Origin of the sequence: Promicromonospora citrea, assembly GCF_013004695.1 — a bacterium.
GTDB lineage: Bacteria > Actinomycetota > Actinomycetes > Actinomycetales > Cellulomonadaceae > Promicromonospora > Promicromonospora citrea.
This window is the reverse complement of the sequence record NZ_JABEMG010000057.1, coordinates 15,090-28,523: the sequence shown is the minus strand read 5'-3', so window position 1 is coordinate 28,523 and position 13,434 is coordinate 15,090. Positions and strand designations below refer to the sequence as shown.

The following is a 13,434-nucleotide window of genomic DNA, read 5'->3' as shown; positions in this document are numbered from 1 at the left end:
CGCCCGCCACGGCGGCGGCGATGCGGGCCGCGACGGGTGCGCTGCCCGCCGTGACGGGGCCCGTCCCGATGGTGGCGCCGCCGCCCACGCCCGAACCGCTCGTGGCCGGATCGCTGCTGGTGGACCTCGCGGCGCGCGAGGTCACGGCGCGCGGACGGCGCGTGTACCTGTCGGCGCGCGAGTTCGACCTGCTGGCCACGCTCGCCCTGGAGACGGGCAGGGTCTGGTCGTTCGCCGAGCTCACCGCACGCGTGTGGCAGCTCCCCTACCTGGGGGACTCCGACCCCGTGACGTCCGCGGTCAAGCGGCTGCGCAAGCGCCTCGCCCCCGTGCGTGACGTCGAGGTGGAGTCGGTCCGCGGCGTCGGCTACCGCCTCCGCGTCGCGAGGTAGTCACCTGGCGAGGTAGTCACCTGGCGAAGTAGTCACTCAGCGAGGTAGTCACCCGGCGAGGTAGTCAGCACGCACGGCTCACGCGCCGACGACCATCCACCGGTCGCCACGCGCCCGCCACCCCGTCGTCACAGCGCGCGCCGCCGTGAAGACGCCGGCGAAGCCGAGCCACAACCAGGCCAGGCCGGAGGGGCCGTCCGGCGCCCAGGCGGCGACGGCGAGCGCGGCCGGGACGTAGGCCACCAGCGTCGCCATCCCCGCCCACGCGAGGTAACGGCCGTCCCCCGCGCCGATCAGCACGCCGTCGAGCACGAACACCCAGCCGGCCATCGGCATGAGCACGCCGCACACCGCGATGCCGACGGCGATCGCGACGCGCACCTGCGGGTCGGCCGTGAACAGCGGCGCGAGCCACCACCCGGTCGCCGCGAGCACGACGCCGATCACGGCGCCCGCCGCGACGCCCCACTGCAGGCAGCGGCGCAGCACCGAGCGCACGTGGTCGACGTCGCCGGCCCCGAGCCCGTGCCCGACGAGGGCCTGGGCGGCGATCGCCAGCGCGTCGAGCGCGAAGGCGGACAGGCCCCACAGCGAGCTGACCACCTGGTGCCCGGCGAGCGTGACCGTGCCGAGGTCGGTCGCGACCACCACGGTGAGCAGGATCGCGGCCCGCAGGCTGAGCGTACGGACCACGAGAGGCCCGCCGGCGCGGGCGCCGGACAGGATGCCCGCCCAGTGCGGGCGCAGGCTCGCACCGCGGGCGCGGGCGCCCCGTACGACGATCACGCCGAGCACGCCCGCCATGAGCACCTGCGTGACGGCGGTGCCGAGGCCGGAGCCCGCGATCCCCAGGCCGACCCCGTAGACGAGGACGACGTTGAGCACGGTGTTGAGCACGGCGCCCGCCGCCGCGACGACGAGCGGCGTGCGGGTGTCCCGCAGCCCGCGCAGCACGCCGGTCGCCGCCTGCACGACGAGCATCCCGACCAGGCCGGGCGCCGACCAGCGCAGATAGATCACGGCCTGCCGCGCGACGTCGCCGTCGGCGCCGAGAGCGGTCACGGTGAGCGGGGCCGCGAGCAGCAGGCCGGCCGCGAGCACCGCGCCGATGCCGACGGCGAGCCAGACGCCGTCGATGCCCGACTGCAGCGCCGCGCGCTCCTTGCCCGCGCCGGTCAGGCGGGCGACGGACGCCGTGGTCGTGTAGGCGAGGAAGATGCACAGCCCCACCACGGTGAGCAGCACGTTGCTGGCCAGGGACAGGCCGGCGAGCTCGGCGGTGCCGAGGTGGCCGACCACCGCGCTGTCGACGAGGACGAACACGGGCTCGGCGATCAGCGCACCGAGCGCGGGGACGGCGAGGGCGAGGATCTCCCGGTCGAGAGACCGTCCGGGGCCGGGGATGTGGCGCGACTCGCCCAAGTTTCTTTCCTCCACAGGCTGGGGGTGGCGTCGACGCAGGTCAGACACCATGGTGATGTTTTACACAGGGCTTATCCACAACTGGGGAGAAGGTTGTCCACCCGCTGTACACAGCCCTGGGCCACCTTTCCACACGGTCGTGCACAGGCTCGTCCACAGGTCTCGTTGCGCTCGGGTTCGCGGACGCCTAGCGTCGGCGAGGCTGTCGGCGCACACGTGCTCCGGTGGCTGCGTCGGTCACGGCGGTCGCGCACGGCACGAGGGCGTGTCGGGCCTGGCGTCCCCCGGGGTGTCAGTGGTGGGGAGTAGAACAGGTGGAGGACGTCGGGGCGCGGTCCGCGCGCGCCGGTGTGACGCGAACATGAGGAAGCAGGAGGTGCGGATGTCGATCGAGGAGCTCGAGTCGAGCTATTCGGGGCCCGGCCCCGGCCTTGACCGCACCCCGCCGCAGGACGTCGCCGCCGAGATGAGCGTGCTGGGCGGCATGCTGCTGTCCAAGGACGCGATCGCCGACGTGATCGAGCAGATCCGCGGCAACGACTTCTACCGCCCGGCGCACGAGGCCGTCTACGACGCGATCATCGACCTCTACGGCCGTGGCGAGCCGGCCGACGCGATCACCGTGGTCGCGGAGCTGCAGCGGCGCGGCGAGCTCGGCCGCGTGGGCGGGGCGCCGTACATCCACGACCTCATGGCCGGGGTGCCGACGGCGGCCAACGCCGGGTACTACGCCAAGATCGTGCGGGAGCGCGCGATCATGCGCCGCCTCGTCGAGGCGGGCACCCGCATCGTGCAGATGGGTTATGCCACCGACGGCGGCGAGGTCGACGACGTCGTGAACAACGCCCAGGCCGAGGTCTACGCGGTGACCGAGCGGCGCGCGTCCGAGGACTACCTGCCGCTGGCCGACATCATCGGCCCGACGTTCGACGAGATCGACGCGGCGCAGGGCCGCGGCGAGGGTCTGGTCGGCGTCCCGACGGGCTACTCGGACTTCGACCGGCTGACCAACGGCCTGCACGCGGGCCAGATGATCGTCGTGGCCGCACGACCGGCTGTGGGCAAGTCGGTCCTGGGGATCAACGTCGCGTCGCACGCGGCGATCCACCACTCCATGACCTCGGTCATCTTCTCCCTGGAGATGAGCCGCAACGAGATCGTCATGCGTATGCTCGCGGCCGAGGCGCGTGTGCCGCTCACCAAGATGCGCAGCGGCAACATGGACGACGGCGACTGGCAGAAGCTCGCCGCCACCATGGGCAAGATCTCCGACGCCCCGCTGTTCATCGACGACTCGCCGAACATGTCGCTCATGGAGATCCGCGCCAAGTGTCGGCGGCTCAAGCAGAAGCACGACCTCAAACTCGTGGTCATCGACTACCTGCAGCTCATGTCGTCCGGCAAGCGCGTCGAGTCGCGCCAGCAGGAGGTCTCGGAGTTCTCGCGTTCGCTCAAGCTGCTCGCGAAGGAGCTCGAGGTCCCGGTCATCGCGATCTCGCAGCTGAACCGTGGCGCCGAGCAACGCAGCGACAAGAAGCCGCAGATGTCCGACCTGCGTGAGTCCGGCTCCATCGAGCAGGACGCCGACGTCGTGATCCTGCTGCACCGCGAGGACGCCTACGAGAAGGAGTCGCCGCGCGCCGGCGAGGCCGACCTCATCGTGGCCAAGCACCGTAACGGCCCCACCGACGTGATCACGGTGGCCTTCCAGGGTCACTACCAGCGATTCGTGGACATGCAGGTCTGAGGCGGCGGACGCCTGGTCAGAGGCCGGGCAGCGGCCAACTCGCTGAGATCTGGTGCTCCCGGTGAGATCTGGTTGTGCACAGCCAGATCTCACCGGGAGCACCAGATCTCAGCGAGTTGGAGCGGCCAGGAGCGGCGCCCGGTACCGGTCGCGGGTCTCAGGTGAGCCGCTGGAGACCGATCGTCGCCAGGAGGTCGAGCTGACCTGCGGCCTCGCTGCCGGGCGCCGCCGTATAGACCAGCAGGCGCAGGTCGCTGTCCCGGACCGTGAGGATGTCGCACTCGAGGGTGATCGTCCCGAGGTCCGGGTGCAGGAAGGTCCGGGTGACCGGCGTCGGCTGCGGGGGCACGCGCTGCTCCCACAGCTCCACGAAGGCGGGGCTGACCGACCGGAGGTCCGCGATGAGCTCACGGAGCATCGCGTCCTGCGGGTAGCGGACCCACGCCTCGCGCAGGTCGGCGACGACCTCGAGGCGCAGGAGCCGCTCCTCCTCGTCGGTCCGGACGTAGCGCGTCGGGGCGTTCATGAACGTGGTCCACGCGAGGTTCTGCTCCCGGTGCGGCAGCCGGGTCGTGTCACCGGTCAGGGCGTAGCCCATGGCGTTGGAGAGCACGCACTGCCACGACGCGTCGACCACGGTCACGGGCGTGTCGGTCAGCCGGTCCAGGATGCGCTGCACGCTGGGTGTGACGTGGCGCTTGATCTGTCCGGACAAGGGCTCGGCCTGGCCCGCGAGACGAAACAGGTGCGCCCGTTCCTGGTCGGACAACCGGAGCACGCGGGCCAGCGATGCCAGCACCGCGTCCGACGGCTGCCCGGCGCGGCCCTGCTCCAGGCGGGCGAGGTACTCGACCGAGAGCCCGGCGAGCTCGGCGACCTCCTGCCTGCGCAGGCCGGGCACCCGCCGCCGGGGGCCGGTCGACAGCCCGGCGTCGGCGGGCGACACCCTGTCGCGCCAGGTACGCAGGCTGCCGGCGAGCTCACGGGAGTTGACGGCCACGTCCCAGTCGTACCACGGGGGGCGGGCGCGAGGGTCGCCCTGCCGGTACGCCCCTCGGGCGGTCTCTGGTGCGGCCCCCGGCGCGGCGGCAGGGTCGTCGGCATGGACACGCACACCACAGCACCCGCAGCACCGACGTCGACCATGACGCCGGACACGCTGCGCGACTTCTACCGCCGCTACGTCGAGCTGGCGAACAGCCGCGACTTCGACCGCATGGACGAGTTCGCGCACGACGAGGTCCTCATGAACGGCACACCCGTCTCCCGGGAGGACATGGTGGCCGAGTTCCGGCGCCACACCGAGGCCGTCCCGGACCTGTCGTGGGAGATCCAGGAGCTGCTCGTCGACGGCAACCGGGTCGCGGCGAGGCTCGTCGACACCGGGACGCCGGTGGCCCCGTGGAACGGCCTCGCCCCCACCGGTGCCACGGTCACGTTCGCGGAGACCGCGTTCTACGAGGTGGTCGACGGGCGGTTCAAGCACATGTGGTACCTGATGGACGCCGCCGCCGTGCAGGCGCAGCTCGCCGGCTGACCCCGGCCCCGCGACCCCGCCCCGGCGCGCCCGCGCGCGACCGGGGCGGGGTCGCACTACCGTCGGAGCAGGTCAACGACTTGCTGCAGGACGCAGCCGACGCGACGAAGGAGGACACGCGATGGGTCTCTTCCGCCGTCGTGCACCCCGCCCCGTGGCGGACGAGGTCCCGGGGACGCTCGTCGTGCCCGAGTCCCCGGCCGGGAGCGCCACGTCGCGACTGTGGTCGGACGGGTTCGGCCGGGTCGGCACGCGGTCGCTGCAGGTGCTGGCCGTCATCGCGGTCATCGCCGTGTTCGGCTACGTCGGGACGCGGCTGACGCTCGTCGTCGTGCCGGTGCTGATCGCCCTGGTGCTGGCGGCGGCGATCTTCCCGCTCGTCTCGGTGCTGCGCCGGACCGGCCTCCCGGCGATCGTCGCCACCTGGATCGCGCTGCTGGCGCTCGTCGCGCTGCTGACCGGGATCGTGTGGCTCGTCGTGCTGGCGGTCGTGAACCAGTGGGAGGAGCTGCAGGCCCAGGCGCTGGACGGCTTCGACTCGCTGCAGACCTACGTCCAGCGGCTGCCGTTCGAGATCACGGACGAGCAGGTCGCGTCGGTGCGCGACGCGGCCGTGAACCTGCTGCAGTCCGACGCCGTGGGCTCGGGCGCGCTGGCCGGTGTCTCGCAGACCGCCGACTTCGTCGCGGGCTTCTTCATCATGATCGTGGTGCTGTTCTTCTTCCTCAAGGACGGCCCGGCGATGTGGGAGTTCCTGCTGCGGCCGTTCGAGGGGCACCGTTACGAGCGGGGCCGCCGCGTCGGCGCGGCGACCGTCGCCACGCTGGGCGGCTACGTCCGCGGGACGGCGATCGTGGCGGCGGTCGACGCGATCGGCATCGGCATCGGCCTGGCGATCGTGGGGGTGCCGCTCGTGATCCCGCTGTCGGTGCTGGTCTTCCTGCTGGCATTCATCCCGCTGGTCGGCGCCACGCTGGCGGGCGTCCTCGCCGCGCTCGTGGCGCTCGTCGCCGTCGGGCCGGTCGAGGCCCTGATCGTGGTCGCGATCGTGGTCGCGGTGAACCAGCTCGAGGGCGACTTCCTCCAGCCCATCGTCATGGGCCGCACGCTGCGGCTGCACCCGCTGGTCATCCTGTTCGCGCTGACGGCGGGCACGGTCCTGGTCGGTATCACGGGCGCCGTGCTCGCCGTGCCGATCGCCGCCTCGATCTGGCGGGCGATCCAGGTGTGGGACGGCCCGGACCTGCCCGCCCGCTTCGCGCGGCAGAAGCGCGCCGAGACGGTCTGAGCCGGCCGCGCGTGCGGCAGGATCGTCCCGTGACCACGTCGACGGATCTCCTGCTCACGCGTCTGCACGCGGCGGGCCTCACCGACGTCCGCTCGGTCGAGCCGGCGACCGGCGGTCTCGCCGCGGAGGCAGGGTTCGCCCGCCGCGGCGACGGCACGACGGTGTTCGTCAAGGCGTTCGCCGAGCCGCCGTCCGAGGACGCGTTCGCCGCGGAGGCCGAGGGACTCGACGCTCTGCGCACGCTGGGCGGCGTCGCGACGCCGGAGGTGCTGGTCGCCGACCGGGACGTGCTGGTGCTCACCGTGCTGCGCCCCCGCCCGGCCGAGGAGAGCTTCTGGGAACAGCTCGCGCACGCACTCGCCCGTCTGCACACGGGTACGGTCCACCCCCGGTACGGCTGGCACCGGGACAACTGGCTGGGGCGCAGGCGGCAGGTCAACACGTGGACCGACGACGGCTTCCAGTTCTTCGCCCGGCACCGCCTGCTGCGCTGGCTCGACGAGCCGCGGGTCGCGGCAGCGCTCGCTCCGGAGGACCGGGTCGCGCTGGAACGACTCTGCGCACGGCTCCCCGAGCTGCTGCCGGTGCGGCCCGCCTGCCTGACGCACGGCGATCTGTGGACGCAGAACGTGCTCGCGACGCCGGACGGCCGGCCCGCCCTCATCGACCCCGCGGTCTCCTACACGTGGGCGGAGGTCGACCTCGCGCACCTGTGGACGACCGCCCCGCCCCCGGAGGCGGAGCGGTTCTTCGGCCTGTACGCGGAGCTCACCGCGCTCGACGCCGGCTGGCGCGAGCGCATGCCGATCCTGCAGCTGCGGCAGCACCTCGCCGTGATCGCGCAGTTCGACCACGACTGGGGCGCCGCCGACCTGGTGCGTCGGACCGTCGCGCCGTTCCGGCGGCGGCCGGCTCAGAGCCGCGCGTACCGCGCCCGCGCGAACGAGTAGGCCCCGTACGCGGCGAGCCCCAGCCCGACGACGAGCAGCAGCACGACGCCGAACGGCTGGTCCCGCAGGGTGTGCAGCGCCTCGTCGAGGCCGCCGGCCCGCTCGGGGTCCGTGGTCACCGCGGCCGCGACGACCAGGCCCCCGACGACGCCGAGCGCGACGCCCTTGGCGACGTAGCCCGTCTGACCGAGCCGCGTGACGGCGCGCCCGACGGTCCGCCCCCCGGTGCCCGACAGGTCGCGCAGGAACGTCTTCCGCGCGCCCTTGGCGACGTGGTAGACGCCGACGCCCACGATCACGAGGCCGACCGCGCCCACGAGCAGCGGCCCGCCCGGCAGGGCGAGCGCCCGCGCGGTGAGGCTCTCCTCCGTGCCCCCCGAGCTGCCACCCGAACCCTGCGCGTACCGCGTGGCGCTGACCGCGAGCACGCCGTAGAGCACCGCCTTGGCCACGCTCTTCGCGCGCGCGGCGCCCTGGCTCCGGACGCGCGGCGCGCCGACGACGGCGGTCGTGAGCTGCCACAGCGCGAGCGCGGCGAACCCCACCGCCACCGCCCAGAGGATCACGGTGCCACCGGGCATCTGGGCAAGGGTGCGGAAGGCGCCCGACTCGTCGGCCTGACCCGAGGAGCGGCCGAGCGTGAGCTGGACGGCGAGCCACCCGACCAGCAGGTGCAGCACGCCCGAGGCGGCGTAACCGGTCCGGGCCAGCGCACGCACGGCCGGGCTGTCCTGGGCGCGCCGGGCTGCGCCGGTGGGTGAGTTCTGGGGCATGGCACTCCTCCGTCGGGCCGCTGGGGGCGCGGCACCTCCAGATTCGCGCATACCGCCGCAATTCGCAGCGGGACGCCGGCTCAGCGCTCGGAGCCGAGCAACGTCTCCTCGAGGCGTGCCAGCGCGGCCAGGACGTCCGCCTGCTGCGCGTCCGTCAGCGACCCGACGGTGCGGCGCTCGAGCTCCGACCAGGCGGCGACCACCCCGGGCTCGAGCGCGCGGCTCATCTCCGTGGCCTCGACGATCACGACGCGGCGATCGTCCGGCGAGGGGGTCCGGCGCACCAGACCGCTGCGCTCCAGGCGGGCGAGACTGCGCGCCATGGTCGGCGCGTCCCACTCGATGGCCTCCGCGAGGTCGCCCTGGCGCTGCGGGCCGTCGGTCCACAGCGCCATCAGGACGAGCTCCTGACCAGGGTGCAGCCCGGTCTCCCGCAGGAGGCGGCCGGCCAGGGCCTTGTGCAGACGGGCGACGCGGAAGACCGCGTGGCTCAGGGGGCCGACCGAGGAGACGCTCACCGGATCAGCGTACCGACGGAGAAAGTTGGCCGGCCAAGGAATAGCCCCGCGCAGTTCGTTGTTCGGCCAACTATCCGACGTCCCCTCCAGGAGAGCTGATATGACCACCGCGTTCGAACCCGTCACCGCCGGCCGCCTCACCCTGCGCAACCGGGTCGTGATGGCGCCGATGACACGCAACCGGGCCTACGGGACCGTGCCCACCGACGACATGGCGACCTACTACTCCCAGCGAGCGGGGGCCGGCCTCGTCGTCACCGAGGGCATCCAGCCCTCCGCGATCGGCCAGGGGTACGTCGACACCCCAGGGCTGCACACCGACGACCAGGTCGCGGCGTGGCGTCGGGTCACCGATGCCGTGCACGCCGCGGGCGGCACGATCGTCGCCCAGGTGATGCACACCGGCCGGATCGGCCACCCGGCCATCCCCGAGGCCCTCGGCCACGGTCCGCTCACCCCCGTCGCGCCGTCGGCGGTCCAGGCCGCCGGGCACGTCCACACGCCGGACGGTCCGCAGGACCTCGTCGTCCCGGACGAGCTCACGGCCGAGGAGATCCGGCGCACGATCGCCGACTTCGCCGCCGCCGCGCGGCGCGCCGTCGACGCCGGCTTCGACGGCGTCGAGGTCCACGGCGCCAACGGCTACCTGCTGCACCAGTTCCTCTCGACCAACGCCAACCGGCGCACCGACGAGTGGGGCGGTTCCCCGCGCAACCGGATCCGGTTCGCGGTGGAGGTGACCCGGGCCGTCGCCGCCGAGATCGGCGCGGACCGGACCGGCATCCGGCTCTCGCCCGCGAACGGCCTGGGCGACACCGTCGAGGACGACCACCGCACGACCTACTCCCTCCTGGTCCGCGAGCTCGACACCCTCGGCCTCGCCTACCTGCACCTCGTCGAGGCGGGCGACCCCGGCCTGACGCCCGAGATCCGCGCGACCTGGTCCGGCGTGCTGATCCTCAACCCCGCCGACCCCGACCTGGCCACCCACCCGGACCGTCTCCGCCTGGTGGCCGAGGGCGCCGCCGACGCCGTCTCGTTCGGCCGCCTGTTCATCGCCAACCCCGACCTGGTGGACCGGCTGGCGGCGGGCGTCGCACCGGCCGAACCGGACCTGAGCAAGGCCTACGGCGGAGACCGCACCGGCTACGTCGACTACCCCACGCACGAACTCCAGCACGCCTGAGCGCACCACGCCGAGCCTGCACCGAACCGTCGTCAGCCTGCCGTGGCGGCGGCGACGTCGTCCGGCGTCGCCACGCAGGCTGCGACCTCCTCGCCGTCGGCGAGGAGCCGGACGGTGACCCGGACCGGCGCGCCGTCGCCGAGCGGGAGGCCTTCGACCACCTCGCCCCGCACCTCGTGCAGGTCACCGTCCGGGGCGGGGCGCCGCCAGTGGTCGACCTCGCCGGCGCTCTCGGTGGCGTCGCCCGTCCCGACGGACCACGAGGCCGCGACGGCGCGCGGCTCGCCCTCCGAGCCGGCCTCGACCTCGACCCGGTAGTCGACCTCCCGTGCCGACGGGTCGCTCGTCCACGTGAGGTGGGCGCCGGGGTGGAGCACCCTGGTCTCGCGCACGGTCCACAGACGCTGGTCCCGCTCGCTCGACACCGTGCCGCCCACCGACACCGTCCCGACCGCGAGTGCAGGGCCGACGCCCCGCACCTCGCAGGACGCGACGTACTCCAGCGCGGTCGACCTCGAGCCGCTGATCGGCACGCACCCGTACCCCAGGCCCAGAACGACCACCGTCACGGCGGCCGCGTAGAGCACGAGCCGCGGACGACGGGGCAGCACCGGGTCGTCGAACACCACCACGGTGCCCACGAGCGAGTCGGCGAACGTCTGGCGGCGCTCGTGCCACAGCGGCCGGAGGTACCCGATGAGAAAGATGGCGTCGACCAGATGCAGCACGGTGCGGGCGAGAGTGCGCGGCACCCCCGCGGGCCGGGACGTCCGTGCGTCCAGGACCCGGATCCCGACGAGCAGCTTGGCGGGCGTCCAGCCGGTCAGCCCCTGCAGCACCAGCAGGAGCACGAGGGCCGCGGCCGGGACGAGGGACCGCGGGTCGTCCAGCGGCACGCCACGGTTCGGGCCGCCGAAGACGAACGTCGTCGACGGGTGATCGGGCGAGCCGAGCGCCAGCCACGCGACCCCCGCCAGGATCGCGTTGTCGGCGAGCGCCGCGACGACCCGCAGGGGCCAGGTCGCGTAGCGCGGCCCGGCCGCGTCCTCCACCTGCCCGCTGCCGACATGCCCGTCGTCGACGACGACGTCCGCCGTACCCGCTCCTGCCTCGACCCCCGCACCCGTCCCCATGCCCGGATCATCTCAGTGCGGGGCGTCGTCGGCCAGGAAGGTCGTCAGGCCCGCATCACGGCGCGGCGCGGCGTCGGGCGGCCGACCTCGACGAAGCCCGCGGCCTCGAACATCCCCACCGTCCCGACGAAGAGCTCGCCGGGCCCCGGTGCCCGGTCCGTCCGCGGCAGCAGCGGGTAGCCCTCGACCGCCGTCGCGCCGCGGGTGCGGGCATGCTCGACGGCGGCGCGGGCCAGCGCCGTCCCGATGCCCCGCCGCCGGAACCCCTGACGCGTGACGAAGCAGGTCACGGCCCAGACCGACGCGTCCTCCGGATCCTCGGCACGGCCCGCCCAGACCAGCCGCGAGGTGCGCAGCCGCGGGTACGCCGTACGGGGCTCCACCGCGCACCACCCCGCAGGCTCTCCGTCGAGGAAGGCCACGAGCCCGCTGGTCGACGGCGCACCCGGCGTCCCGCACGCCGTCTGCTCGCCGAACCTCCGGCGCCGCTCGGCGCCGTCGAGCGCGTCGAACTCGGCGCTCGGTGCCTTGAACCACTGGCACTGGCACCACTCGGGCGCCCCGCGCTCCCCGAGCACGGTCTGCAGGTCCTCCCACGACACCTCGTTCGCGGGGACGACCGTGATCACTGCCCCACCCGGCCGTCGACGCGCTCGCGCAGCAGGTCGGCGTGCCCGCAGTGCCGCGCGTACTCCACGACCTGCGACAGGATGCCGTCGCGGACCTGCAGGTCGTCGCCCTCGGGGCCGAGGTCCGAGACGCCCGTGTTCCACGACCCGAGGTCGGTGACGCCGTCGAGGTACCGGTCGGTCGCGTCCATCTCGGCGTGCCATCGCCGCCACGCGTCCTCCACGACGGCGGGGTCGGCCACGGCGCCGCTGAAGGCCCCGTCCCTGTCCTCCTCGGTGCGGTACAGCGGCGGGGCGTCCTCGCCGGCGAGGACACGGCGCAGGTGGCGTTCGCCGTCCGTGAGGTGCCGGACCAGGCCCAGCAGCGACATCGTGGACGGCGGGGCGGAGCGGCGTGCGAGCTGCTCGGCGTCGAGCCCCGCGCACTTCATCTCCAGGGTGAGCCGGTAGTACCGCAGGTAGTCGAGCAGCATGCCGCGCTCGTCGGTGGGCGTCGTGTCCGTCTCGCGGGGGTCGTCGTCGGGGTCCGTCCACATGTCGGGGAAGACGGTCGCGCTCGTCCAGCGGGTGGTCTCGGGCTCCTCGGCCCGTTCACGTGGCTCCATGGGCTCAGAGTGGCCCCGGTCACACTCCGGCCGCCACGGGAATTCGGGCCCTCGCGCGTTGCCGGGCGCGAGGGCGCCGGCTCACTTCTCGTAGCGGAACGCGTCCCACGCCCCGAGCAGGTACTGGACGCCGAGCGCGCGGTCGTACAGCCCGTAGCCCGGGCGGGGCTTGTTCGTCGTGTTCTCGTCCCACAGGTGACGGCCGTGGTCCGGGCGCACGTAGCCCTGGTAGTCGGCCTCGGCGTACGCCTTCATGATGCCCGTGGTGTCGACGCTGCCCTCCTGGGCCCGGTGGCCCACCTCGGTGAAGTCGCCGTTCTCGAAGTGCTTGATGTTGCGCACGTGCGTGAAGTGGATGCGGTCCATGAAGGTGCGCACCGCGTCGACGGCGTCGTGCGCCGGGTTGGCGGAGAAGCTGCCCAGGCACAGCGTGAGGCCGTGGTGCGGGCTCGGGTGGAGGTCGAGCACGCGCGCGATGCCCTCCTTGCTCGAGACCACGCGCGGCCAGCCGAAGACGTCGAACGGCGGGTCGTCGGGGTGCACCGCGAGCTTCACGCCCGCCTCCTCGGCGGCAGGCACCACGGCGTCGAGGAAGTAGCGGTAGCTCGCGTACATGTCGTCGTGGGTCACGCCCTCGTAGGCCGCGTCGAGCTCCCGGAAGCTCGCCAGCCGCTCGGGTTCCCAGCCCGGCAGCGTGAGCCCGTGGGTGTTGGCCTCCATGTCGGCGATGAGGCTCTCGGGCGACATCCTGTCCACCACCGCCTTCTCGTAGAACAGCGCGGTCGAGCCGTCGGGCAGCGGGTGCCACAGGTCGGTGCGCAGCCAGTCGAAGACGGGCATGAAGTTGTAGCAGACGACCTTGACGCCCGCCCGGCCCAGCCGGCGGATCGTCGTCACGTAGTTCTCGATCGCCTCGTCGCGGCTCAGCCCGAGCACCGTACGGCCGAGCTTGATCGACTCGTGCACGTTGACGGACTCGACCACCTCGGCGTCGAAGGTGCGCGTGACGCCACGAGCACGCGCCTCGTCGGAGAGGCCGGTGATCCGCGCGACCTCCGCGTCGATCTCCTCCTGCTCCCAGACCTCGCCCGCCTGCTTGTGGTGCAGGCTCCACACGATGGTCTCGACGCCGGGGATCTGGCGCACGTGGTCGAGGGTGACGGTGTCGTTGCCCTCGCCGTACCAGCGGAAGCCCATCTTCACAGCGATCTCCTGTCGTCGTCGTCCGGCTCGCTCTTGTATACATCATGCCCA

At 73.2% G+C, this 13,434-nt stretch carries 14 protein-coding genes; 6 read left to right on the top strand and 8 right to left on the bottom strand.

The genetic code is table 11. The features are described from left to right. On the top strand, positions 1–392 hold a 392-nt coding region (locus HLB15_RS12520; protein WP_171106101.1), incomplete at its 5' end, for a winged helix-turn-helix domain-containing protein. 78 nt (positions 393–470) lie between these two features. On the opposite strand, the gene HLB15_RS12515 is transcribed toward HLB15_RS12520, so the two are convergent. Next, positions 471–1,814 carry an MATE family efflux transporter gene (locus tag HLB15_RS12515; protein ID WP_229784911.1) on the bottom strand — a complete coding sequence of 448 codons (1,344 nt, stop codon included), beginning with the start codon at positions 1,812–1,814 and terminating at the stop codon, positions 471–473. A gap of 382 nt (positions 1,815–2,196) precedes the next feature. Here HLB15_RS12515 and dnaB point away from each other — a divergent pair, with 382 nt between their 5' ends. Further along, on the top strand, positions 2,197–3,561 hold the full coding sequence (gene dnaB, locus HLB15_RS12510) for a replicative DNA helicase (RefSeq protein WP_171106105.1): 1,365 nt from the start codon (positions 2,197–2,199) through the stop codon (positions 3,559–3,561). Positions 3,562–3,718: 157 nt separating this feature from the next. Here dnaB and HLB15_RS12505 read toward each other — a convergent pair whose 3' ends face one another. Further along, a complete protein-coding gene (locus HLB15_RS12505; protein ID WP_171106099.1) occupies positions 3,719–4,561 on the bottom strand; it encodes a helix-turn-helix transcriptional regulator in 843 nt (280 codons plus the stop codon). Positions 4,562–4,663: 102 nt separating this feature from the next. Between HLB15_RS12505 and HLB15_RS12500 the strand changes: the two genes are divergently transcribed. From HLB15_RS12500 to HLB15_RS12490, 3 genes are all read left to right on the top strand, one after another. Further along, positions 4,664–5,098, top strand: coding sequence for an ester cyclase (locus tag HLB15_RS12500; protein ID WP_212759809.1), 435 nt, complete (start codon positions 4,664–4,666; stop codon positions 5,096–5,098). Positions 5,099–5,219: 121 nt separating this feature from the next. Continuing rightward, complete coding sequence (locus tag HLB15_RS12495) at positions 5,220–6,386, top strand: AI-2E family transporter (protein WP_171106098.1); 1,167 nt, start codon at positions 5,220–5,222, stop codon at positions 6,384–6,386. 29 nt (positions 6,387–6,415) lie between these two features. Further along, entirely contained in the window at positions 6,416–7,336 is a 921-nt protein-coding gene (locus HLB15_RS12490) for a fructosamine kinase family protein (protein ID WP_171106097.1), read from the top strand. Here HLB15_RS12490 and HLB15_RS12485 read toward each other — a convergent pair. Both HLB15_RS12485 and HLB15_RS24550 read right to left on the bottom strand, forming a co-directional pair. Continuing rightward, a complete protein-coding gene (locus HLB15_RS12485; protein WP_171106096.1) occupies positions 7,300–8,109 on the bottom strand; it encodes a DUF1206 domain-containing protein in 810 nt (269 codons plus the stop codon). The genes HLB15_RS12490 and HLB15_RS12485 overlap by 37 nt on opposite strands. Positions 8,110–8,189: 80 nt before the next feature. Continuing rightward, entirely contained in the window at positions 8,190–8,627 is a 438-nt protein-coding gene (locus HLB15_RS24550; protein WP_212759808.1) for a MarR family winged helix-turn-helix transcriptional regulator, read from the bottom strand. 100 nt (positions 8,628–8,727) lie between these two features. Here HLB15_RS24550 and HLB15_RS12475 point away from each other — a divergent pair, with 100 nt between their 5' ends. Beyond that, positions 8,728–9,813, top strand: a complete 1,086-nt coding sequence (locus HLB15_RS12475; protein ID WP_171106095.1) for an alkene reductase — start codon at positions 8,728–8,730, stop codon at positions 9,811–9,813. A 32-nt stretch (positions 9,814–9,845) separates the two neighbouring features. On the opposite strand, the gene HLB15_RS12470 is transcribed toward HLB15_RS12475, so the two are convergent. The 4 genes from HLB15_RS12470 to HLB15_RS12455 all read right to left on the bottom strand — a co-directional run bounded on the left by HLB15_RS12470 (position 9,846) and on the right by HLB15_RS12455 (position 13,377). After that, entirely contained in the window at positions 9,846–10,946 is a 1,101-nt protein-coding gene (locus tag HLB15_RS12470) for an RDD family protein (RefSeq protein WP_171106094.1), read from the bottom strand. Between the two features lie 44 nt (positions 10,947–10,990). Continuing rightward, positions 10,991–11,575, bottom strand: a complete 585-nt coding sequence (locus tag HLB15_RS12465; RefSeq protein WP_171106093.1) for a GNAT family N-acetyltransferase — start codon at positions 11,573–11,575, stop codon at positions 10,991–10,993. Beyond that, positions 11,572–12,180, bottom strand: a complete 609-nt coding sequence (locus HLB15_RS12460; RefSeq protein WP_171106092.1) for a DinB family protein — start codon at positions 12,178–12,180, stop codon at positions 11,572–11,574. The genes HLB15_RS12465 and HLB15_RS12460 overlap by 4 nt, the downstream gene beginning before the upstream one ends. Positions 12,181–12,261: 81 nt before the next feature. Then, positions 12,262–13,377 carry a mannonate dehydratase gene (locus HLB15_RS12455; RefSeq protein ID WP_212759811.1) on the bottom strand — a complete coding sequence of 372 codons (1,116 nt, stop codon included), beginning with the start codon at positions 13,375–13,377 and terminating at the stop codon, positions 12,262–12,264. Positions 13,378–13,434: the final 57 nt, after the last annotated feature.

What these genes read in the sequence shown, in the direction of transcription:
- HLB15_RS12470 (WP_171106094.1), bottom strand. Translation starts at nt 10,946, where the DNA reads ATGGGGACGGGTGCGGGGGTCGAGGCAGGAGCGGGTACGGCGGACGTC.
- dnaB (WP_171106105.1), top strand. Translation starts at nt 2,197, where the DNA reads ATGTCGATCGAGGAGCTCGAGTCGAGCTATTCGGGGCCCGGCCCCGGC.
- HLB15_RS12460 (WP_171106092.1), bottom strand. Translation starts at nt 12,180, where the DNA reads ATGGAGCCACGTGAACGGGCCGAGGAGCCCGAGACCACCCGCTGGACG.
- HLB15_RS12500 (WP_212759809.1), top strand. Translation starts at nt 4,664, where the DNA reads ATGGACACGCACACCACAGCACCCGCAGCACCGACGTCGACCATGACG.
- HLB15_RS12485 (WP_171106096.1), bottom strand. Translation starts at nt 8,109, where the DNA reads ATGCCCCAGAACTCACCCACCGGCGCAGCCCGGCGCGCCCAGGACAGC.
- HLB15_RS12475 (WP_171106095.1), top strand. Translation starts at nt 8,728, where the DNA reads ATGACCACCGCGTTCGAACCCGTCACCGCCGGCCGCCTCACCCTGCGC.
- HLB15_RS12495 (WP_171106098.1), top strand. Translation starts at nt 5,220, where the DNA reads ATGGGTCTCTTCCGCCGTCGTGCACCCCGCCCCGTGGCGGACGAGGTC.
- HLB15_RS12455 (WP_212759811.1), bottom strand. Translation starts at nt 13,377, where the DNA reads ATGGGCTTCCGCTGGTACGGCGAGGGCAACGACACCGTCACCCTCGAC.